At 47.8% G+C, this 22,560-nt stretch carries 15 protein-coding genes; 8 read left to right on the top strand and 7 right to left on the bottom strand.

What is annotated here, in order from left to right; all coding sequences use genetic code 11:
* Positions 1-272 precede the first annotated feature (272 nt).
* Together WH37_RS05070 and WH37_RS05065 are read left to right on the top strand one after the other, a co-directional pair.
* Entirely contained in the window at positions 273-1,511 is a 1,239-nt protein-coding gene (locus WH37_RS05070) for a molybdopterin-dependent oxidoreductase (protein ID WP_046229489.1), read from the top strand.
* A 287-nt stretch (positions 1,512-1,798) separates the two neighbouring features.
* On the top strand, positions 1,799-2,656 hold the full coding sequence (locus tag WH37_RS05065; RefSeq protein WP_046229488.1) for a sulfurtransferase: 858 nt from the start codon (positions 1,799-1,801) through the stop codon (positions 2,654-2,656).
* A gap of 120 nt (positions 2,657-2,776) precedes the next feature.
* Here WH37_RS05065 and WH37_RS05060 read toward each other — a convergent pair whose 3' ends face one another.
* From WH37_RS05060 to WH37_RS05040, 6 genes are all read right to left on the bottom strand, one after another.
* Positions 2,777-3,856: an NAD(P)/FAD-dependent oxidoreductase gene (locus tag WH37_RS05060; protein ID WP_046229487.1), complete on the bottom strand. Its 1,080-nt coding sequence runs from the start codon at positions 3,854-3,856 to the stop codon at positions 2,777-2,779.
* Between the two features lie 39 nt (positions 3,857-3,895).
* Positions 3,896-4,090, bottom strand: coding sequence for a hypothetical protein (locus WH37_RS35365; protein ID WP_143088659.1), 195 nt, complete (start codon positions 4,088-4,090; stop codon positions 3,896-3,898).
* Positions 4,087-6,369: a preprotein translocase subunit SecA gene (locus tag WH37_RS05055; RefSeq protein WP_046229486.1), complete on the bottom strand. Its 2,283-nt coding sequence runs from the start codon at positions 6,367-6,369 to the stop codon at positions 4,087-4,089. The genes WH37_RS35365 and WH37_RS05055 overlap by 4 nt, the downstream gene beginning before the upstream one ends.
* 75 nt (positions 6,370-6,444) lie before the next feature.
* Positions 6,445-7,161, bottom strand: coding sequence for an ABC transporter permease (locus tag WH37_RS05050; protein ID WP_046229485.1), 717 nt, complete (start codon positions 7,159-7,161; stop codon positions 6,445-6,447).
* The gene (locus WH37_RS05045; protein WP_046229484.1) at positions 7,158-8,003 is read right to left on the bottom strand and encodes an ABC transporter ATP-binding protein; all 846 of its coding nucleotides are present in this window, start codon (positions 8,001-8,003) and stop codon (positions 7,158-7,160) included. The genes WH37_RS05050 and WH37_RS05045 overlap by 4 nt, the downstream gene beginning before the upstream one ends.
* A gap of 138 nt (positions 8,004-8,141) precedes the next feature.
* Positions 8,142-9,077 (bottom strand): LytTR family transcriptional regulator DNA-binding domain-containing protein, encoded by a 936-nt coding sequence (locus tag WH37_RS05040; RefSeq protein WP_046229483.1) that lies wholly within the window; start codon positions 9,075-9,077, stop codon positions 8,142-8,144.
* Between the two features lie 425 nt (positions 9,078-9,502).
* Here WH37_RS05040 and WH37_RS05035 point away from each other — a divergent pair, with 425 nt between their 5' ends.
* The 3 genes from WH37_RS05035 to WH37_RS05025 all read left to right on the top strand — a co-directional run bounded on the left by WH37_RS05035 (position 9,503) and on the right by WH37_RS05025 (position 11,714).
* Positions 9,503-10,456: a helix-turn-helix transcriptional regulator gene (locus WH37_RS05035; protein WP_046229482.1), complete on the top strand. Its 954-nt coding sequence runs from the start codon at positions 9,503-9,505 to the stop codon at positions 10,454-10,456.
* A 64-nt stretch (positions 10,457-10,520) separates the two neighbouring features.
* Positions 10,521-11,105, top strand: coding sequence for a GyrI-like domain-containing protein (locus WH37_RS05030; RefSeq protein ID WP_052736816.1), 585 nt, complete (start codon positions 10,521-10,523; stop codon positions 11,103-11,105).
* A 177-nt stretch (positions 11,106-11,282) separates the two neighbouring features.
* Positions 11,283-11,714: a DUF1801 domain-containing protein gene (locus WH37_RS05025; RefSeq protein ID WP_046229481.1), complete on the top strand. Its 432-nt coding sequence runs from the start codon at positions 11,283-11,285 to the stop codon at positions 11,712-11,714.
* A 952-nt stretch (positions 11,715-12,666) separates the two neighbouring features.
* Here WH37_RS05025 and WH37_RS05020 read toward each other — a convergent pair.
* Positions 12,667-13,830, bottom strand: coding sequence for a response regulator (locus WH37_RS05020; RefSeq protein WP_052736815.1), 1,164 nt, complete (start codon positions 13,828-13,830; stop codon positions 12,667-12,669).
* Between the two features lie 495 nt (positions 13,831-14,325).
* On the opposite strand from WH37_RS05020, the gene WH37_RS05015 reads away from it, so the two are divergent.
* From WH37_RS05015 to WH37_RS05005, 3 genes are all read left to right on the top strand, one after another.
* Complete coding sequence (locus WH37_RS05015) at positions 14,326-17,421, top strand: S-layer homology domain-containing protein (protein ID WP_046229480.1); 3,096 nt, start codon at positions 14,326-14,328, stop codon at positions 17,419-17,421.
* Positions 17,422-18,092: 671 nt separating this feature from the next.
* Positions 18,093-18,251, top strand: a complete 159-nt coding sequence (locus WH37_RS36305; protein WP_231594130.1) for a hypothetical protein — start codon at positions 18,093-18,095, stop codon at positions 18,249-18,251.
* A 423-nt stretch (positions 18,252-18,674) separates the two neighbouring features.
* Positions 18,675-21,791: a hybrid sensor histidine kinase/response regulator gene (locus WH37_RS05005; protein ID WP_046229479.1), complete on the top strand. Its 3,117-nt coding sequence runs from the start codon at positions 18,675-18,677 to the stop codon at positions 21,789-21,791.
* Positions 21,792-22,560 lie beyond the last annotated feature (769 nt).

The following is a 22,560-nucleotide window of genomic DNA, read 5'->3' as shown; positions in this document are numbered from 1 at the left end:
GATCAATTAATTAATAATGTATCTTAAATTGCAACTTATAGCAAGGCCGAATTTATTTTACTTAAGAGCAGGCTAAAGCTAAAAACAGCGGTTGATATTTTTGTAAGCACTTCGTTGCTGGTTGTATCGTTTTGTTTGCTATGCTTGGCCCATCGTTTCGTAATGGCGTGCGTTAGGCGTTATAATAGTATTAAGAAGGCTAGGACGACCGAGAATGAGAAGCCGCACATTTTAGTTAAAGATATGGAGCTTGGGAAGGGGACGTTTCAAAAATGAGTTCATTCATTGAGCGTTTGCGCAAGGGCTACGGGAAAAAGCTTATATCGCTGCACGCCTGGAACGGGTGGATTATTGTGATTTTGGCTTTGACGGGACTTATGCTGCTGGGCGGTTTTTGGCGCGGTTTTCTGGGTGAAGGCCGAGTGTGGCTAAAATGGCTCCACATCGTTGTCGGCATCGCTTCGCTGCTGCCCGTCGTTTATTATTTATTTCTCGCCGCTAAGCACTGGAAGCAAATAAAGGAAAAGCCGTGGCAAAAGTTTAATGTCATTGTTGTTCTAGCACTGCTGGCAGGATGGTTTTTGTCCGGAGTATTGCTGTGGCAGTTCAGGCTGGTAGGACCGGAAATTTCAAATGCGGCGTTGCTGGTGCATGATTTGCTGACGTGGATCGGTCTGCCTTATATCATCTATCATTCGATTACGCGGACAAAATGGCTCAAGCAGCCCCATCGTCGTACGGTGAAGCCGATTCGTGAGGAAGTGATTCACCCCGCAGCAGGGCCGCAGGCCGTATATTCACGGCGACAGGTTATTAAGTGGACGCTGGGTGTGGGGATCGCGATTGCGCTGGGACCTTCTTTTGTAAAATGGCTCGGAGGGTCGCTTGGGACAGGCTTTGGCGGAGCTTCGTCCATTGATGAGCTCGTTGCGGAGAACGGCAATAAGCTGCTACCTGAGCCGCAGCCGCTTCCGGCTTCGCTTCCGCCTATGGGCGGTGGGGCAAAAGGGAATTTTCGCGTATACACGGTGACACCGATTCCGAAATTCGACAATAGCAATTGGTCGTTTACGATTGATGGCTTGGTCGATCAGCGCTTGCAGTGGAATTGGGAGCAGTTTGTGGCGCTGAAACGAACGGTGCAGGTGAGCGATTTTCATTGTGTGACGGGCTGGTCCGTGTACAACAATACGTGGGAGGGCATTCCGCTCAAGGAGCTGCTGAAAAGCGCAGGCGTTCAGTCGAAAGCACGAACGGTGAAATTTTATTCCGGCGACGATGTGTACACCGATACGCTGACATTAGAGCAGGCCGATATGGATGATGTGATGGTCGTGGTCATGCACGACGGCAAGCCGATTCCAAGCGATCTCGGCGGCCCGGTCAAGCTGATTGTGCCGAAAATGTACGCCTACAAGTCGGTCAAATGGCTGAACCGCATCGAGCTGATCGAAGGAGAGCATGTTGGGTATTGGGAGCAGCGCGGGTATGCGAATGACGCGTGGGTTTGAGGAATAAAAAACGACTGAATAGGTAGAGAAAATGAGGCGTCTCATGGAGCTGATAAGCGTTATGCTCCGGGATGCATTATAATTAAAAAACAGTTCCTCTGCCAATTGGCGGGGGAATTGTTGCTATATAAGAAGCTGTCAGGGTAATAGACATAGAGGACTCGCTGGAAGATGTGATTTGGCTAAGGAAATAGTCAACAAGTGGTTGCTCCTTATGTGATTTATCGGGTACGATGGCGGTATATAGTTGGGATAAGCCAGAAAATATGTTGGAGGAGCTGAGCAGGATGACTTATTTTAAAAAGGCGAATTGGGTGCTTGAGCGTTTGGGTGCTGAAAATACAGTAATTGTCGATACGCGTTATTTGCTGACTGAGCCGGAAACAGGTCGAAAATCGTATGAAGAGGCCCATATTCCGGGTGCCTATTATGCCGATCTTAGCCATGATCTGTCGGGGCCGAAGCGCCCGAACGGGGAAGGCGGACGCCATCCTTTGCCAGAGCCGGAAGTATTGGCTGCTTTTCTGGGACGGATTGGAATTGGCAATCATACGACAGTAGTCGCTTACGATAACCAAGGTGGAGCGATGGCCTCGCGCCTGCGCTGGCTGCTGCAATGGATGGGGCATGAGGGGCAAGTGTATGTGCTGGAAGGCGGTTTTACCGCTTGGCAAGCAGTGGATTATCCCGTTAGCTCAGAAGAGCCGGATGCGGTGGAAGGGGTTATTTTTGAGCCAGCTTTGCAGGACGAGATTCTAGTAAGCCGCTCTTATGTGAAGGAGAGCATTGGCAAGGACGGAATTGTGATCATTGATTCGCGTGAAGCGCCTCGCTATCGTGGGGAAGTAGAGCCGATGGACCCAGCGGCCGGACATATTCCAGGGGCGATTAATCATTTTTGGGTGGAGAGCCGTCATGTGGATGGTGTGTGGAAGTCGCCTGAGGAGCAGGCGGAGCGCTTTACTGGGCTTTCGAAGGACGATGAGATCATTGTGTACTGCGGATCTGGCGTTACCGCTACGCCTAACTTTTTTGCCCTCCAAGAGGCAGGGTTTAAGAATGTAAAGCTTTATGCGGGGAGTTGGAGCGATTGGAGTTCGGATAGCGGGAATCCGGTGGTGGTGGGAGACGAAGAGAAGGAGTAATCGGCATAGCAGTATGTGACTCGGAGTACATCGCTCATGTGACGATGTACTCCTTTGCTTTGTATCCAGGAGTATCGAGGTCAATTTGCACGTGCATGCGATTCCACTTGATTCACAACCTCACGCGCGAGAAACAGCGGGGTCATCCCTCGTGTAGTCCTTAAAACGGGAAAGTCGACAAGGGACTAATTCACTTCTTGATTCCCGATTGATTATTTCACTTGAAGCCAGACGCGCAATCAGCGGCGCCAGCGTAATTGCAGAATGCATCACTGTCAGATAAAGTCCCTTTGTGTGATCATGGAAGCCCACGATCGGATAGCCGTCTTCAGGCATGGGTCTCATCCCGACCTGGATGCTTTCCAGTTCCAATTGATTCCCGCCCTTCAGACTGCGACGCAACGTCTCGAACGCTCGCTTGCCGACCGCCTCTGACCCGTTTTCTTCCGACTCGTCGATATAATCTTCCGCAGCCAGCAGCGTTTGATCCGTCAGTTGACGCGCTTCAAATTGCGCATTTGAGATTAATGTGCGTATCAGCTTATTCGCAGTTTTCATCCGAATCAGAATGGAAGGCGACGGCGTTACCGGCACGGGACAACCTAACGGGTTGCAAAGTTCGGGTATGATTGTACCTGCGGCCAATACCACGACATCCGACTTAAGAAAACCCTTGGACGTATGGACGCCGACCAGGCGGGAATCTTCTTGCTGCAGCTGTGTAACGTTGGTACCGAACTGAACCTTTGCTCCGTACTCCCGCGCTTTGCTCAACAACAGATCCGTTAACCCTATCGGGTCCACCGCACCTTCTTCGCTGACAAACATCGCTTCATCCGGATATTCCTTCAGATTCGGTTCCAATGCCTCAAGCTGCTCCCGGTTTAATTTTTGAAAACGGAGTTGCTCCCTTAGGGGCGGATTGTCCCAAGTTAGCGCCCCGTGCCAATGAATTTGCAGTTCGGACAAATCTTGCTGAAGCGCATGATATTCTTCACAAGCCACATCGTACAAATGCCAGTATTCGGGAGCCACCCTATGCGTCGTATGTATCCAGGCAAACGATTTTTCCGTGACTTCACGCGCCGCGGCGGGGTGTCGTTCAATAACGGTTACATCTTGATTTCGTTTGGCCAGATGATAGGCCACGGACGCCCCGACAATTCCTGCACCAATAATTACGATTTTTTGTTTACTCAATAATGACTCCCCCTTTGTCACCTTATTGTAGCATAGGCGTCATAATAATCCGACGTCATAACATATGAGGATAGCTGGAGCGATTGGAGTTCGGATAGTGGGAATCCGGTGGCGGTGAGGGTCAAGTGTTGTAATCGTCGAGTGGGTATTCGGATATTGTAGAGAAGCAGCCGTTATTTCGTGCAGCAAATCGGCGACAAAGCGATCACCCTCGAAAAAGCTGCGCTGCATCAAAATTTTGACCACCCGAATACCGGACTCAAAATCTTGCGCAACCAATAAGCGATTATCGTTCCTGGGGTCCATGAACCGGGATTCTGCAAGTATTGCTTGTATTGATCGGTGATGATATAAGTCCAAGTGGAAGCAGGGCTTTTCAGCCCGAACTTTTCCCACTTCGCCGAATCATTCGAACCTCCGAGCTTTGCGAGCATATTCGCCGACTCTCTATTTATTTTTGCCGGAATTAGCTCGTAGGCTTGGATGATTTGCGCATGAAATTCGTCGATCGGATTACGGTTAACAAGGCTCGTCAAATGGATGCCTTCGCGAATGTAAGAAACATATGCCAGATGGTCAGCCCAGAACTTGTCGATATAATAAAGCCGTACCCGCTGCTCCGAAGGGCTCATCGGCGTCTCGCCTTTCAAAATTCCGAGCCGCTCCTCGTATAGCATACGCCTCTGATCCTCCACCATATCCGAATAACCGTTCAGCTCCTGACGGATATGGAAGTTTTGGCCCATAATAACACGCTGAATATGGTCAATTTTGCTGTGGAGCACCGACTCTCCGAGAACCTCATCCTGCCTAAGACCGCGTATCGCTTTATTGATGCCGAACCTAAGCAGCAACTCGTCTTCCAAGCTTACGAAAAATACGGAAGCTCCCGGGTCGCCTTGGCGGCCGGATCGCCCGCGCAGCTGGTTGTCGATCCGCACGCTTTGGTGCATATGCGTACCAATCACGTACAACCCGCCCAGCTTGGCGACAGCTTCTGCTTGCGTGGGGTTGCCGCCGCCGAGCCGAATGTCGATGCCTCGTCCCGCCATATTCGTAGACACCGTCACGGCGCCGATCTCTCCCGCTTTGGCGATGAGCTCGGCTTCTTTTGCGTCGTTTTTCGCATTCAGAACATGGCAAGCTACGCCGGCAACCGCTAGCGCCTCCGCCAGCATGTCAGACTCCTCGACACTTGACGTACCAATGAGAATCGGACGTCCCGTTAAATGGATGTACAAGATTTCTTGTACAAGCGCCTTACGTTTGGCTTCTTTATGGGTATAAATCCGGTGCGGATGGTCGATCCGTATGTTTGGCCGGTTCGGCGGAATTTGCACAACCTGCAGCACATAAATATCTTCGAATTCTATGGCGGAAGCTTGCGCGGTGGCCGTCATTCCGCAAATCTTTGGATATAGGTTAAGGAAGTGTTGAAGGGTAATCGTACCGAGAATGATCCCGCCGGCTTTCGCCTGCAGCCCTTCTTTGGCCGAAAGCGCGGCTTGCAGCCCGTCCGGCAAATGCCTGTTCTCCGCCACGCGGCCGGTATATTCGTCGATCAGCTCGATTTTACCGTCCCGGACGATGTAATCGACGTCTTTTTTCAATAACAATTCCGCATGCAGCGCGCAATTTAACGACATTAACAAATGACTATTATGGCTATCGTACAAATTGCCGCATCCCAGCAGCGACTCCGCTTTCGCGGAGCCTGCTTCATTCAAGTAAACGTTCCGCTGGAACTCGTCGAAGTCGTAATGCTCATCTTGCTCGAGCTGCCGAGCCACTTCTGCGAAACGAACGCCGTCGTTGCCGGAAGAGCCCGGCTCGCCGGCGATGACTAGCGGCACCCGCGCTTCGTCGAGAAGCAGTGAATCCGCTTCGTCGACGATGACGTAGTGGAAGGGACGATGCACGGTATCGGCTTCGTCTAAAGCGATCGTGTCGCGCAAATAATCGAATCCCGCCTCTTTGGCCGTAACATAGGTTATATCGGCGGCGTACGCTTCCCGTTTCTCGGACAAGCTCATGCCCGCTTGAACCGCGCTTACCGTTAACCCGAGTAAACGATAGATCGGGCCCATCCAATCTGCATCCCGATTTGCCAGATAATCGTTAAAAGTCAGCACATGAACGCCTTCGCTGGTTAGCGCATGGAGATAAGCAGGCATAACAGCAGAGAGCGTTTTTCCTTCACCGGTATGCTGCTCGATCAAAAATCCCTCATGCAGAGCGATTGCAGCCATGATCTGGACATCGTAGGGCTGCAATCCCAGTGTTCTCTTCGCTGCCTCGCAGACTAGCGCATAGGCATCGACAAGCAGCCCGTCCAAAGGTGTCCCCGATTTTGCAGCCTTTTTCAGCCGGAGAGATTCCGTTTGCAGCCGCTGATCGTCCCATGCTTCCAAATTACGTTCCCTGATGAGCTCCGCTTTGTCCCGATAGCCTTTCAGCTTATGCCGGGTATCGCGGTCTTTGAATTCTCGCAGCAACTTGACGGCTAAATTCATCGGAATTTGATCCCTCCTCGGTAGAAACACGCGATTCTATAGTGGCTGGCGCGGCCTTTCTTTTGTAATTTTCTCCTACTCATCCTTTAACCGTCGTTGATACAAAACAACAGATACAATCGTTAATACAACCGTCCATGCCAAAATAATGAGGAGGGGGTTTAATAACTCTCCCGTCGTAAAGTCTGTAGGGGGTAAACCTAGCAAATGAACAAGCTGACTGCTTGGCATGTAATCCAGCACTTTGAAGATCGGATAATCCTCCACTAGAAATGCTCCCCATGGTGCCCCAGAGAATACGATCGTCACAGGAATTATAGATAATGACGCATCAAGCAACGTCTTGGAGAATAGACCACATATCGTCCCGACTGCTGTGTATAAAATAATCGAAAGAATGGTTGCTGCCACAAACGCCCATATACTAGCTGGCTCATAGCCAAATAGATACGTAGCAATAGCCAGAACAACAACAGACATGACAAAGACTAAAGTACTTTTACCGATTAAAACATCCATGGTCGTGGCCGGAGTCATCATTAATGATCGTAAAGTGTTACGCTCCTTTTCTTCCGCAATCAAGCATGCTTGTACGAAACATGTTAGGAACACAAACGAAAGATTAAGAACTGTAGCGAAAGATCCAGGCAAAGACGAGGCGGCGTCAGCAGCTCGAAGAAGAAGTGCGAGGATAATTGGGAAAATCAACATAATGGAGAGGGCATAATTGCGTGAAAACTCTTTGTAATCCTTCACAAATATCGCATGCGCACGTTTCAATGAGATACTCATAGCAGCTCACTTCCTGTCATTTTAATAAAGATATCACCTAGACTTGGCTCTTTCGTTTCTAATCGATCAATTAACCCTCGTTTCATCCAATCGGCTATTTGATCAGCGGTTCCCTCGCCTATCGGGAGTTCGTATGCTTCACCATTTATTAAGTCAACACTAACTACGTTTTCCCGATGCTGTTTTTTAAGCTCCTTTGGTGAGCCAATGGTTTGGATTTGTCCTTGATACAAAATCGCTACACGGTTGCAAATCAATTCTGCCTCAGCCATATCATGCGTAGTTAAAAAAATCGTTGTTCCTTTCTCATTTAAGTAGCGTAACCCTTTATAAATATGTAAGGAGTTTACTGGATCTAAAGCCGAAGTAGGTTCATCTAAAAATAATAACTCTGGCTCATGGATAATCGCGCATGCCAACATGACACGCTGACGCATCCCTTTCGACAAAAGTTTGACTTTCTTTTTGCGCTCTCCGCTTAAGTTTACAAACTGCAGCACCTTATCGATCGAAGATTTAGGAAGATCATATAATTGGCGATACAGTTCTAGATTTTCCTCTATCGATAATCTCTCATATAGACCACTGTTATCTGTCAAAATGCCAAAGCGCATCTTCTGTGCAGAATGATTCATCATCTCCGCTGGCTCGTTAAATACACTTGCTTGTCCACTTGTCGGATTTAATTGCGCAGTTAAAATCTTTATCAATGTTGTTTTTCCTGAACCACTCGGACCTAGGAAACCAAAAATTTCTCCTTTCGGAATTGAAAAGGACACATCTGCCAATGCGTCCTTATTTCCAAATCTCTTTCGAATATGTTCGACTTGGATAACATCCATTAACACCACTTCCTTAGAGTTGATGGCTTAAATATATAAAGATTGCATGCTTCTGGCCATCAAAACCCGCCGAAATGTAGCTTTTATCGCCTGAATGGTACCACCCCATGCTTGATTGGTTCGACATTACCCCGGAAATTAGATGTTAAGAAGTGCTTTTAATTCCTGCAATTTTGAACGAGATAACGGAACTACGGCATCTTTACCTGTATTTAATCGCAGGCTGTAGCTATTTTTCGTCCATGTAATAATCTCTCTTACTTTTTGCAGATTAACGATATAGGAGCGATGACACCTGAAAAATCCGAAATTTAACAATCTCTGCTCAAGCTCGGTTAGCGTCAAAGCACAGTCATAGTTTTCTCCATCCACATGAACAAGAATCGAACCATCTACACTTTCTATAAAATCGATTTCAGGCGGATTAAATAAAATCACTTTGTCATTTCTTTTCGTATAAATCTTCTGCAAGGTTATATTGGCCCGATCTTGTTCCTGCACTTCCTGCTTATCCTCTTCTGAGTCCCGAATATCCAGTTGATGAAATCCGAGCTCGTTCAATCGATAAATTTCATCACAGGAAATAAGGGCATCCTCGAAATTCGAAGTTAAAATTAAAATCTGCTTTTCTTTCGATAGATCATCTAAAATCCGTTTAAAATGACGACGATCCTGTTCTTCCAAGTAAAAATAGGGTTCCTCCAGTACAAGTGTAGGCTGATGCGCAAAAAAGACACGCAGCAATGTCACATACATCCTTTTCGATGAGCTTAGATCCTTGATTTTTACCTTCCGTTCTTCTTTTAAAGCAAAATAATCTATTAACGAAGCGACACGGTCATTCCTCTCCGTTATATTGATTAGAAAAGTGATTAGCTCTTCCACCGTTAAACGCATATACTCGTTTTGCTGAGCTCGAAATAAATAATATTGGGAATGATTCACTAATTGATTCATTAAAAGCTGCTTTCGCTTCAAGTCGGTTATAATACCAATCGATTGGTTCGATGTCATATTTAATTCAATCTTCGGTAGAAATAATTCCCCATCATAATACATTGGTTCAAATTGCATGCCGTCCTCCTGGTCAGTGCCGCTATAGGATATATTAAACAATTATAAGGTTGGGATACTTTTTTGTCAGTTTCTATTGAAACATATATCGGCATGTCTTCTCTAAGCCATATCTGTATATATTTTGACCATAGAATAGATATCAACAATGCATAGGTCGAAGTCAACAAGGAGTCAGGCTCTCACATGTCGCTGATCTCTCCTTCCATGTACACAATGAAGGCCGGTTAGCCCCTCCTTTATCTTATTAATTCTCTGTATAGGTCCACTGGCATGATATAATCATTTTGTAGTTGTTGAAATATTGTCCAGTAAAAGTGTATGTCTGATTCAAATGACGATTACCTAATTAATGAATTCCAAATATATCAATAAAATAAATGTGTTTTACAATTACTTATCCATTGTGATGGAGGGTACATACTATGAAACTGGAAAGGCTCTTATCCATCATTATTTTGCTGCTGAACCGTCGCATGGTGCAGGCCAAGGAGCTCGCAGAGCGGTTCGAGGTGTCCGTACGGACGATATACCGGGATATCGAAGCAATTAATGGGGCCGGAATTCCGATCGTCACCTACCAGGGAACGAACGGAGGCATCGGGCTGGCGGAAGGATACCGCTTGGACCGCAACGTGCTGACCAACGACGAGCTCGCTGCCATCTTCACCGCCCTGCGCAGCATCTCTACCTCATATGGCAACGAGCAGCATCGACATCTAATGGAGAAAATCAATAGCGTTGTCCCGCCCCAATACTCCGAAGAATTCCAGCATAAGACCAGCCGTGTGCTGATTGACTATTCGCCCTGGGATGGCAACGAGAGGCTGCGCCCTAAACTGCAACTATTAAAGGAAGCGGTAGATAGCTGTCGAATAGCGGGATTCATCTATTCCAATGCCGAAGGTGTGGTATCACACCGAATTGTAGAGCCACATATGCTCATCATGAAAGGGAGACAATGGTATCTGAAAGCCTATTGCCAGACGAAAGAGCAGTTCCGGTTGTTCAAGCTGAAAAGAATGAAAGAGCTGGAGATCGCCCCGGAGAGGACATTCATTCGAAGAGAGTTGCCAATGCAAGAGCGTACCACTGGCCAGAGCCCACGCAATTCGTCAAGGGCGACAGAATTCGTCTTGCGCTTCCAGGCTGACTCTCGTCATTTAGCGGAGGAATGGTTTGGCATTGAGGAGCTTGTGCCCTTGGATGACGGTAGCTGGCAAGTGAGGAAGGCGTACCCGGAAGATGAATGGTTGTATAGATTCATTCTCGGCTTGGGCCACCATGCAGAGGTGCTTGAGCCTCCCCATCTACGTGAGATCATCGCTAGTCGCGCAGAACAAGCTGCAAAAATATATAGAATTGATAAAGCAACATGACAAATAGTTGTCAAGTTAGTTGTTTTATACTAAACTCATTCAACTATAAGGAGAATGATTAGGGATGAAACAAAACGGATTCAAGTCAATGGCATACAACAGTAGTACGACTCCATCTGAAAGCTCGCTGCCCACAGACGAGGCAAATTGCAAAAGAATTGAACCTGCCCGTTTCGAGGAACAATCCTCTTTCACGCTGGCCGGAATGAGCACTGTCACGACAAATGCAGCCGAATTAAGCGGCGAAGGCAAGATTGGCAAGTTGTTTGAACAATTCCACTCACAAAATATTGGCGAACATCTGGCCCTTCATCTACAACAATCTGGCCATTATAGCTGTTACTTCAACTATAAAGAAGGCGATGCCGGACAATATGAAGTGATGGTCGGCGTACATGTACGGGACAATATGCAGGGTCAATATCCCGAGTCCGTCTCGACGTTCACAGTTCCCTCTGCGAAATACGCGGTATTCGTCACGGAGCGGGGACCGATTATAGAGGTGGTGCAGCGGGCTTGGGCCGATATTTGGCAATGGTCGCAGCAACTCGGCAATGCCCGAGCATACACAGGCGATTTTGAGTATTATGGCCCGAATATCGATCCGAACGACGGGCAAGCGGAAATATATATCGCCATACGCCAGTAGTCTCTTGCACCGTCCACCCCAAAAAAGCATGTGAGCCATTATCTAGCTTGCAACGAAAAGCCTCCCATCCGACACATAGAAATCATTTCGGATGCTAAAATTGTTACTATGTAACTCCTGGAGAGATTGGCTTGACCAGTCGAAGCCTTGTGAAAAAGAAGGGAAAGGAATGATCCTGTGGGTACGATTGGAAACCTCAAGGTAGCGGCTGTGTTCGAACATTATCCGGAACACATTCAGAAGAAGTTGTTGTTTCTTCGCCAAATGATTCTGGATACTGCATTAGAGATAGATGGTATTGATCCCCTGGAAGAGACACTAAAATGGGGTGAACCTAGTTACGTCACAAAAAGTGGAAGCACAATCAGAATAGACTGGAAAAAGTCAAGCCCACATCAGTATGCAATGTATTTTAACTGTAACACAATGCTGGTTGACACATTCAAGGAGCTTTTTAGAGATATATTCAGCTATGAAGGCAATCGGGCGATTGTGTTCGGTGATAACGATGAAATACCAGTAGATGAATTAAAACAATGCATTTCATTGTCTCTCACTTACCATTCCCGAAGGCCTATGATAAAGGTACAAAAGAAGCGTATCGGTTAATTTAAAGTACACCAGGATCACGAAGTTCTGGGGCGTGACCTCCGCAGCTCTGTATTTATTATGCTCTAAGTCAACAAGGAGTCAACGTGCGCTCCCTAAAACTATTTCTACGTATCCTTAAACCGAGCGTATTTTGTGTAAGTACATTGACACTATGGGGTTCAAACTTCATTGTCTAAGGTTTTTTGTAAAAAAATCAACTTAGAGTCAACAATGCGTATAAAATACGATAACGAACGTCGCTTAAAGTGCGTTTAAAGATTAATTGTGGGGAACCGTATCATAAGTAGAGGCAAGTTTTTTGGAGAAAAGCTGGCAGGAGCCTGTATTTACATCATGCTGACCATAGGAGCAGGTTAGGTCACACTCCGTTCTGAACGATGCGTAAACAGGCCTCCGCGAGTTTATTGGTGCTAAGAATGATGCGGTATCTCGAAGGGGACTTTTGCTGATTCACAGCAAAAGCCCCTTCCGCCGTTTCGGTAGAAGGGGCCAGTTCAAAATAATGCTGTTGTACCTGAGGGTTGAACTCCAGTTCAATTAATAGTTCAAGAAGATCAAATACTTTTGTGAGAAAGGAGCCTTTATTTAGGGCGTGTCTTCAAAACTCATCGTCCTTGCGAATTCCGCCCATTTTTTGACGTCCATACGCGCGACGGGACAATCAAACGTGGGATTGCAGCAGATTTTTCGGACGATGTGTAATTTGAAGACATGCCGTAGGTGCTTCAGTTCCTGTACGCGGTACGTGCTTACTTTCCATTCGTGGGACAGCGTTCCGGCTTCCGTCATCATCCCGTTGATGATCTGCTTGAGATCGGGTTAGTTGTCTTTGCTGTAGCTCCAGGTATAGAATGAACGGGCCAGGAGCAAGGACTGCCTCTGAACCGTTCAATTGTTCGACATAGATTTATGGTGATATACTAAAAATCCCTCGCCTTTAAGCGTGAGATTATCCAATTTCTGTTTCCTCATTGCGCCAAGGGGGCAATTTCTTTCTCGCTTGTTCGAACCAGTCTACCAGCTTATCGGTCAAGCCGATCCGCAGCTCGTTTGTAAATAGATGATCCAGCTTATGGTAGTGCCTCTCCGCTTCTTTGTGCCTTCCGCTTGCCGTATACAGCTTCATCAGCGCAAGTCCGTCTTCTTCGTTATACGGGTCCACATCCTGAATCCGTTCGTACATCGCCAGCGCTTCCTCCAGCATCATGGCTTTCTCATAGAATCGGGCTAACGAACGGGCATTCTGATTCCATAGCTTCCGTAGTCTTTCGCGTTCGTCCTCTACCCACCCATAACCGATCTCTGGTAAATAGTCCCCTTCATAAAGCGAAAGCAACCGCTGCAGCTCGGAGTGACTGTCGGTCAAATTTAAGCCGCTCACCTGGCGCAAACCGTTTTCCCATTCATCCACGTCAATCCGAATTCGGCTTGTGTCGAGTATGTAGCCTTCTTGAATAGTCATATTTTGGATGGGGGCATCAATGCCCATTTGCTTCAAGCACTGTCTAATGTGATAAATCGATGTGTACAATTGATTCGCCGCCTGTTTCACATCAAGCTCCGGCCACAGCAGTTCCAAAAGTGTCTCCTTGAGGACGATATTGCCGCGTTGGTGTAGCAGGAAAGCAAACAGAGTCTGCGTTTTTGCCGTACGCCATTTCGGTATTTCCGGAGACCCGCCGCTGCTCTGAAAACGGAGAGACCGAAAACACAGAATGCGAGAAGGCGCTATTGAGCGCATATCTTCTTTATGCATTCTTTTTTGCATCAGCCGCTTTATCGTTTGATCCAAACGTGCTTGATACAACGGTTTAAGCAAATAATCGACCGCATTCATCTCAAAAGCTTGGACAGCATACTCGCTATATGCCGTTACAAATACAATATCGACTCCCGGACAAGCCTCCTGTGCCAGCTCTACCGCTTTGATTCCCGATATTTCCGGCAAGTGAATATCGAAAAATACGACGTCTGGCTGAAGTTCCGGCATTCGCATAATAGCCTCTCGCGCATTCCCAAACGAGCCGACCACCGAAATACCGGGATATCCCGATAGCATTCGCCGAATCTGGTTTAACACCAGCGCTTCGTCATCCACCAGCATGATCTTCATGTATTTCACGCTCCATAACATGTATGCATTGTTTTTTGGCAAGATTCAACTTGTTATACCAATACTATCGGAATTTTGGCAATGGATGATTAGAACTGTCTGAGCAGCCGTGTCCAATTAGAGGTAGTCTCAGTCGGTTGAATTACCTTGATAATACGAGGTTAATTTTAAGTCCTTCATTTCCACGTGAGCGAAAACAGCATGTAAAGCAGTTGTAGAGATCCTGTAAAGTTCCTTTTGTTACGATCACACCTGTCGAAAGTAAGTGGAATATATCAAGATATAGGATCAAGGGGCTTGGAGTCCCTATGGGACAGGGGGGAGTATAAAAGCGGAATAGAAAAAGAACGATTGTTTTACTTCAGCGTGAGCAGAAGCGCCTGAGTTAGAAGGAATAGACAAATTTTTCAAGAAGAAAGGAGAACCCTGCTTAACTGAAAGAAATCTGCAAATATAGAATTTCTATATGCTTTCGTTAGCAGGTATACACAAAATATGAAATTAAAAAATCGAAGAATGTTATCTGTTCTAATAGCAATTATTATGGTATTGACGATGATGCCTCTTCATCCGTTAGAAGTAAAAGCCGCTGCAACATCTGCAATTGATCTTGGTACTCCTGTTAGTGTAACCGAAACCACCTATCAGCTATCCAATGCTACATTTGGAAGTACAGGTGTCGTGAATGGAGCAGGCGGATACTTTACTGTGGCAGTAAATAATGGCTCTATTGCTGTTGGAGCTCTTCCAAGTGGTATCACCGAGTTGATTAATGGCATAAAAATCAGTGGCATTGTGACTGATCAATCTACATCTGTAAATAGAGTATTCAATTTTTCAAATGGTAATACTTATGAAGATATTCTGGATGTTATTCAAAAATTGACATTTACAAAAGCTGTGGGGCAAACCCAAAGTGTAACAGTAAATGTAGCGCCAGGTGCACCATTGACCGATGGGAAAACATCTGTGCGTACCTACAATGGGCGCCATTTTGTATATGTGCAGAGACAGGCTACTACCATGACTTTTAAAGATGCTGTGACGATTGCAACGAACAATAGCGGTCATCTTTTAGAGCCAAAAGCAAATAATCCTCAAGAAATTTTTGCGATTGCTAGTATGTTTAAAGAATTTAAAAGTGCCTTTATGGGAAATTGGAGCTTTTTAACCTTTATAGGCGCTACTAATACTACAGCACCTAATTGGGACACTTCTAGTTATAGCGCTACAAGGTATGTATCTAACGGTCAGTCAACAGGTCTTGATACATCGAATGAGTTTGTGGCTAATGGAGCGTATGACCATCTTACACTTCTGCTAGACACGACTAGTAATAAAATAGGTTACTTAGCTGTAAATAATACACACGGCAACAGCAGCGGATATTTTGATCCGGGAGTTATTGTCGAGTATAATTCCGGTGTCATTAGCAACAATATCACTGCCACAAAATATATTGGGATTTCAGAGATGGGAGGCAGCGTGGGAATCAGCGGTGTTGCCAAAGTTGGTGAAACGTTGACTGCGGACTTATCGGGAATCACTTATTCGCCTGACACGTCGGACAATGTGCCGACTTACCAATGGTACCGGAACGGAGTCGCCATCACGAATGCGACGGGTTCAAGCTACACGTTAACCGCTGACGACTTCGGCGCAGCCATCACCGTGATGGTAACCGCTGACGATACGCATGCGACAGGGAGCGTGACAAGCGCGGCAGCGGACGGCGCCGAGGCTCCGGCAGCACCGGTAGAAGTAAGCAAAACAGCAACGAGCATTACGCTGCAAGCCGTCACCGGTCAGGAATACAGCATAGACGGCGGCGTAACGTGGCAAGATAGTTCGACGTTCGCCGGACTGATGCCAGGGACGGACTATACGATTGTAACCCGTGTGAAAGCGACAGCGACGCAGTTGGCGTCTGCTATCAGCACAGGAACAGTGATTCGTACAGTGGCTAGCAACGCGGGCTTGGAAGATTTGACGCTGTCGAGCGGCACGTTAAGCCCGGCAGTTGCGGCAGACACCACAAACTATACGACAAGTGTGCCGAACAGCGTGAGCGACACGACAGTGACGGCAACGGTATATGATGCTGTTTATTTTACGGTGACGGCGAGCGTGTACAATAGCGAAGGCATGTTGGTACAAGGTCCGATTAACTTGACAAGTGGCGTCGCTTCCGATTCGCTGCCGCTGAGCGTAGGCATCAACACGATCAAGGTGTTCGTGACGGCGCAGGACGGCACGACGCAAACGTACATCGTAACTTTGACGCGCGCCTCTCGTAATGACTCCGGCACGAATGGAAGTCCTGCGCCTACACCTGCTCCTGCTCCGGCATCGGGCGTGAAAACAACCGTAAACAATGAGGACAGTAGCTTCGCTACTGGCACAACGGCAAACAACGTGACGACCGTTGTGATTGATCAAGATAAACTATCGGCTCATCTCTCCAAAGGTAATGGACAGCAATTGAATGTGCTTGTGCCTGGCGACGGTGACATCAAGGTTGTAGGTTTGACCGCAGCAACCCTGAAGCAGTTGTCCGATACCGGCTCCACGCTGAACATCGAGAACCTGCTTGCTATTTATCCGATTCCAAGCACACAACTGGATCTGGGTTCGATCGCCAAACAATGGAACGGCGCGCCACTTGGCGAAATTGCAGTCGATATTGATATCAAGAGATCGTCTGACGCATTAAAAGCCGCAGCAAAAGATCAGGCGACCAAAGGTGGCTACGATCTGCTCGTCAATCCGGTCGATCTATCGCTTAACTTCACGTACCACAACCAAACCGTTAAGCCGGATCAATTGAAGGACTACGCGCCGCGCTATATCGCATTGCCTGAAGGCATTGATCCGAACAAAATTACGACCGGCGTCATTGTTAATCCGGACGGTACCGTGTTCCATGTGCCGACAGTCGTAACGAAAATCAATAACCGTTACTTTGCAATGATCAACGACCTGCGCAGCCAGGGCAGCTACTCGGTCATTTGGAATCCGCAAAATTTCGATGACGTGAAGAGCCATTGGGCACAGGCGAGCATCAACAATATTGCAGCCAGACTGCAGCTTGCAGGTACAGGCAACAATACCTTCTCCCCGAATCGCAGTATTGACCGTTCGGAATTTGCCACAATTGTGGCAAGCGGACTTGGCTTAATGCGCCAAGGTGTATCCGGCACGCCGTATAGCGACGTAGCACCGTCGAGTTGGTACCACGATGCCGTAACGATTGCCAGCGAATTTGGCGTTATTAAAGGCTTTGAAGACGGTGCTTTCCACGGCAGCGAACGGATTACAAGAGAGCAAGGCATCGCTATGATCGCCCGCTCCCTTCATATCGTTCAGCCGCAAGAGGCGCTGAGCGCATCGGAAATCAATCAGATTCTGGCTCCTTATAGCGATATGGACCAAATCTCCGGGTATGCCCGGGAGTCCGCAGCCCAACTGATTAAGGCTGGCATCCTGCAAGGGATCGGCAAACAGCAGTTGAACCCGAAAGCGGAGATGACGCGCGCGGAAACAGCGGTTATGGTTGAAAGATTGCTGAAAGCTACGAAGTTGATCGACTAGTATTAATGATTAAGAGGGGGCTAACTGCCTCCTCTTTTTTTGTCCCGCATGCCCAGAGGCATGCATCGTCTAGTTGGTGAAAGTCCAACCGAAGGAGGGGCCAAGCCACCTTCGTAGCTAGGATACCTGCGTATGGCGAAATCTGTGCGTAGAAGCGCATCGACAAAAGTACCTGTCGGAGACGGGGCAAGCAACCTGCCAGGCCGGAACATGAAGTGAATCCTGCCGCGTCGTCAAAAAGGCCTCGCAAGAGGGAAAAGAGGAAGCCGAGTCTCGGGGATATAGACGAAGGCCAAGGAAGCTATGGAGAATTTGGAACCATAGCGGAGAATCCTCCGCGTAAAGGGAACGGCATGGCGGGAAAGAGGATGCAGTGAACTGGGAGACCCTTCCCTTCAAAGGGGAAAAATGTAAAAAGACATCCTATAAACCCTGAAAGTGAAGTGGATCGTCTGCAGGACGGGAGTCCGAGGGGCTCATAGTACTGAAGAACCGCAGGACAACATAACCTGCGGGAGGGAAGGAGCTCTGCTTTGTTCAAGTTTTTTCTTCGCGAAAGCCAACAGCAACTCGAACAGGGGGAATACCACCCTCAGCCCGTGAGACGACAATACATTCCGAAAAAGGATGGCAAGCAAAGACCGTTAGGGATACCACCCGTTAGAGATCGGATGGTACAAATGGCAACAAAACTCATCATGGAACCCCTATTCGAACAGGATTTTCAAGAATCTTCATTTGGATTTCGACCTAAACGGAGTGCCAAGCAAGCCTTAGAACGCATCCGGAAAGCATGCAACCGCAAAGGGAATTGGGTGAAGAGTGCTTAAACTGGTACGCATATGGTTGCAAGCAGGCGTGATGGAAGAAAGAAACGTTCGACGATCAGACTTAGGCACGCCGCAGGGTGGTGTCATTTCCCCACCCTTGGAGAATATCTACCTGAACTACTTCGACGTGTTATGGGAAAGGCATGGCAAAGCAGTGGGCGAACTCATAAGCTGCATGCGCATGAAAGTAACATCGGAAAGCCGTATGAGGGAAAACCTCACGTACGGTTTGATGAGGAGGGGCTGAATAAAATTTCAGCCCTTTACTCTAGTCACAACACTGGCTAATGTGTTTAATCACCCGATTTATGGAACAAGGGATTCCCGCTGTTCTTGTCGAAGTATGAAAGTTACCGGACTGGGCCTTAGCATTTTCAAGCACTTGGCAGAACTGCACGGCGAATCGTTGGGAGTGAGCTCTATATGATTTGGATAAAAAACAAAACCGCCCTGAAATATACTGTGACGTTCATCCTGTTTCTCTCTATACTTCTCGGCATCCGGTGGCTTTGGTCCGGGTTTTTCCTTACGCCTGAACATCCTCGTGCGGTTCAAGGCGTGCTCGATCTGCGCGGCTGGGACTTCGCCAACTCCCGTTCCATTACGCTGGACGGCGAGTGGGATTTTTATCCGGAAGCATTCGTCACGCATAAAAACAAGGATTGGAAATCCCTGGACAAGCGTAATATCATGGTTCCGGGAGATTGGCGAAGTGCTTTACCGGCAGATTCAAAGTCGTCGTTCGGATACGGTACGTACCGGCTGCGCATTCTGGTCGACCCTTTACCGCAACAGTCCTTCGAATTCTGGATTCAGGAAATTCAAGCCTCTTCAGTTGTTGAATTCAACGGTCAGATAGCAGGAGTCGGCCAACCGACGGAGCAAGCGAATACGTATAAGCCCCGCCGGATTTCTTATACCCCGCTTTATAAGGCAAACGGAGTGAATGAGATCGAGCTGCTTGTACGCGTGGCCAATTTTGATAATCCGCTTAATGGCGGTATTGTCAGAGCCATCCGCTTCGGGTCGGATACGGCCATCAATACCGAACGATGGATCTCCATTGGCTTTCAGATTATGACCTTCGTGGTACTGATGTTTCTTGGCTTGTACGCCGTGATGTTATACTTGTTCAGTTGGCAAAAAGGGTTGCTTGCCTTTTTTATGCTGCTTATGACCGCCGGGATTACGATTGTGTCTGATAACGACAGCCTGCTGCTGGTATGTATGCCTTTTATCAACTATGCATGGGCACTGAAAATTAAGATACTCTCGTACTCGTTGGTCCCCTTTTTTTTCCTGCTGATTACCGGAATATTTGCCAAGCTCCGAACAAACACGGTTTTGTTCCGTACGTACACCATTGTTCTGGCTTTGTATTCAGGATTTGTGTTGGTCATGCCGCCTCCGCTCATTTACTATCTAATCGAATTTAAAATATTCAGACTGCTTTATTGGTTTCCAATGGCCTGGGTTATCTATCTGATTGGCAAACTTATAGCCAGAAATCAGCCCGGTGCCACCTTCCTGCTGCTTGCCACCATGAGCATATTATCCAGCTCCGCATGGGGACTGATTAATGCTCACTTGGAAGTAATAAGCGTTTACTTCCCGTTTGACGTGCTGGTGGCTATCATCAGTTTTTCCGCTTACTGGTTTAAGCAGTACTTCCGCAATTCCCAAGAAAACGCCAAACTAAACGAGCAATTAAGAATGGCAGACAAGCAGAAGGACGATTTTCTGGCGAACACATCCCATGAATTGCGAAATCCCCTGCACGGGATGCTGAATATGGCGCAAACCGTCCTTGACAGCGAAAAACATTCGTTGAGCGGCGAGAGTATCCAAAATTTGGAGTTGGTGATGACGGTCGGTCGGCGCATGTCGTTTATGTTAAATGACCTGCTTGATTTGACTCGTCTCAAGGAGGGTAACATCCGCCTGCACGTGCAGACCGTTCAGGTGCAGGCTGTCGCTTCCGGCGTATTCGACATGCTTCGCTTCATGACCGTTAGTAAACCGATCCGGCTGGTCAATGAGATTCCGAACGAGTTTCCTCCTGTGATGGCCGACGAAAACCGACTCATTCAAATTTTGTTTAATCTCGTTCACAATGCAATCAAATTTACCAACGAAGGAACTGTCGCCATCCGGGTGGTCGCACAAGACGGGAAGGCGTACATTAGCGTTGCGGATACGGGCGTCGGCATGGACGAGGAAACGCTGCAAAGAATCTTTAACCCTTACGAGCAAGGGGACTCCGGCATGACGGCGGCGCCCGGGGGCGGCATCGGACTGGGCCTCGGCATTTGCAAGCAGTTAGTGGAGCTGCACGGCGAAACGTTGGAAGTGACATCTGCCTCTGGCCAAGGTTCGGCATTCACCTTTGCTTTGGTGCTGTCCGATTCGCCCGTTCAACGGGAAGCGGATTTTGCAGCAGGCCTGCCGCCTGTCTATGCAGAAACCGCCGCCGCTGCCGACTCGAACATCCGTTACGGTACGGATGACGATTCTGCCGTTGTGGAGAGATCGGTGCGTCCTTCGGTATTGGCTGTGGACGATGATCCGCTCAACTTGAAAATACTGGAGAACATTCTGGCTGGGGAATCTTTCGACATCATTGCGGTTACGAGCGGCAAGGATGCCTTGTCTCATCTGAACACGAGAGTATGGGATCTTGTTATTGCTGACGTCATGATGCCTCACATGTCGGGGTATGAATTGACGAGAGCTATTCGTGAGCGCTATTCGAGCTCGGAACTGCCCGTTCTGCTTCTGACCGCGCGCAACAAGCCTGAGGATATCGCCGCCGGTTTTTTGGCTGGGGCTAACGATTACATTGTGAAGCCTGCGGATGCGATGGAGTTAAAGGTTCGGGTGCGGGCATTAACGGATCTGAACCGTTCCGTGCGCGAACGCCTGCGTATGGAAGCGGCATGGCTGCAGGCGCAAATACAACCGCACTTTTTATTCAACGCCCTCAATGCGATAGCTGCGCTTAGCGACGTCAATCTGAACAGAATGCGCCTACTGCTCGACGAGTTCAGCAATTATCTACGGGCCAGTTTCAGCTTTCAAAATTCCGAGTTGCTTGTTCCGCTTGGGCAGGAGCTTGCTCTCGTACGTTCTTATTTATATATCGAGAATGAACGTTTCGAAGGCAGGCTGAATACGGTTTGGGAAGTCGAAGCGAACATGGAGCTAAGGCTTCCCCCGCTTTCCATTCAACCGCTTGTCGAAAACGCAGTGCGGCACGGCATCATGAGTCGTTCGTCGGGCGGAATGATTCATATTCATATCGCCGAATATGAGGATCGTACAGAAGTAACCGTTGCCGATAACGGCGTGGGGATGGATACAAAAACGCGGCAACATATATTCGACAAACGTTCGAACCAAAGGCAGGGAGTCGGTTTGTTCAATATTAATCAACGGTTGAAACAATTATATGGGAAGGGGCTACACATTCAGAGTGATCCGGGTCAAGGGACGATAGTCGTCTTTGCCGTGCCGAATAATGCGGTGAACCGCCTGATTTAGCGGCTCGCCGATGCGCATCGGCAAAAAAGACGGCAGCAAAATCACACGGCTGTACTCCCCCTGCAGCAATTTCCGCAACAAGGGCAGCAATGTGCGGCGCCAACAGCATTCGCAACAGGATGCCGAAGAGTACGTGATAAGGCGGGGCAAGGAAGTCCTCTCGTATCCACAAATCCTATAGCGTTCTTTAAAGCATATACGTTCGCAAAACGAAGCGGATCAAGCCGCTCCAGCAAGAACTCGAGTCCATTACGGCAAGGATCACCCAACTTGAGGAGAAGCGGTAGCGATACTCCGAACTGTACAAGCAGCGTAAGACGCTCATGCATTGGACGGATGATATGCTGAAACAACATGAGCAATCAAAAGATACATAATGTTAAAGTGGAATGAGAGAATTTAGAATACCGAGATTGAACTAACGGCATAGGTTAGTTAGGTTTTTCAAAGAAGGGGCCATCCCTCCAAGATGGCCTTAAAACTTGCCGTTACAGCTAGCGCGGTGAACCGTATTACAAGTAGTGGCAAGTTTTATTGCTAAATTTGTTGGCCTAGCTGTCAATTCTGACAGCTTCTCTCAGCCTGCTCTTTCAGCCATGGTTCCACCCTTGGTCGTGACTGTTAGCTAGTGTGAAGTCCGTCTTCAGGGTGTCTAACGGGAAGGATATTTTATACATTAAATGGAATATATGAAGTAGGATTGCTTTGATTATAGTGTGGTGATTGATGTGAATTATGAATGCGAAAAAAACAAGCCCATTCTCACTGT

The organism is Paenibacillus algorifonticola, assembly GCF_000971975.1.
Taxonomy (GTDB): Bacteria; Bacillota; Bacilli; order Paenibacillales; family Paenibacillaceae; genus Pristimantibacillus; species Pristimantibacillus algorifonticola.
The sequence above is the reverse complement of the archived record's forward strand: the minus strand, read 5'-3'. Positions and strand labels throughout refer to the sequence as shown.